The organism is Microcystis sp. M53603_WE2, assembly GCF_030065435.1.
Genome location: NZ_JASJFF010001196.1, coordinates 1 through 1,015 on the forward strand (window position 1 = coordinate 1; position 1,015 = coordinate 1,015).

The 1,015-nt window shown below is 40.3% G+C and carries 1 protein-coding gene; it reads right to left on the minus strand.

All coding sequences use genetic code 11. The features are described 5' to 3' along the window. Nucleotides 1-74: 74 nt before the first annotated feature. Nucleotides 75-413 carry a photosystem II reaction center protein Psb28 gene (gene psb28, locus PX481_RS25040; protein ID WP_002758684.1) on the minus strand — a complete coding sequence of 113 codons (339 nt, stop codon included), beginning with the start codon at nucleotides 411-413 and terminating at the stop codon, nucleotides 75-77. Nucleotides 414-1,015 lie beyond the last annotated feature (602 nt).

The window sequence follows — 1,015 nt, forward strand, 5'->3', positions numbered from 1 at the left end:
CTGATTTTTCACCTCTACCCGCATCGATCCCGAATGCGGGTTTTTTGACAAATTGCCGAAAGCTAAGGGCCAAATCAGGAAGATTTAGTAAATTCTAGACCGTTTTCGCTACCGTAACGCTCCATAAAACGCATAAAACGATCCCACTCTGCGGGAGAATTGAAAATAACCGTAGCTTCGATCGCCGTGGGTTTACCGTTGATAAATTTGCCTTTTACTTCCCTGGTGACTATTTCCCCCTCCTCATCAATGAGATACATCCCCGTGATTTCCTCGGTTTGTTGATCTCCGAGGATAGTCGGTTGCTCAAAATAAAATTTTGCCGATCCTTTCTCCCCCGTTTTAGTGCGACTTAAGCGGATATCGGGAACAACAGGTTCTTTTAACCCCTTGGAAAACTGAATTTCTGCCATTACTTTTCTTTATCCTTGTCATGAAATACACATTTCTAGATCATCTCACACCAAGTCGCAAGTAAAAAGCAGATGGGACAGCATAAGCTCAAAATATCAATACCAATATCATTTTTCCTTATTCGTAGCAGGCCTATCCATTAGTCATACTAAATCCTATTTAAAAGGTATAGGAGAGTGGGGAGTGGGGAGCAGGGAGCGGGGAGCAGGGAAAAACAATCCATAACTTGGGAGTTAATCACACTATTAAAAACGGATTCGGTGTCACATCTTTCTTAACACAAAATTTGACAAAAAGACAAAAGTATGCCAAGTGGCTCAAGTTGCTTCTCTGGAGGTAACTAATTTGATGGAATAGTTCCGGCGTTCTAGTCGGTCGTTAATTTCCATGCCCTCTATAATACAGCCCCTGTCAGGGTTCTGTCCCTTCTCAATTAAAACTTTTTATTGCGCTGACTAATTACGCGTGTTTTAGCTTACTTGTGTCCTTAAATAAGTAGTCATGCAAAATTAATTACCCAAATAAAAAATTAAGAAGTATAATACATAAAAAAACGAAGCAGCAGGAAAATACAATGAGATTGATTAGAGACCTAAACCCC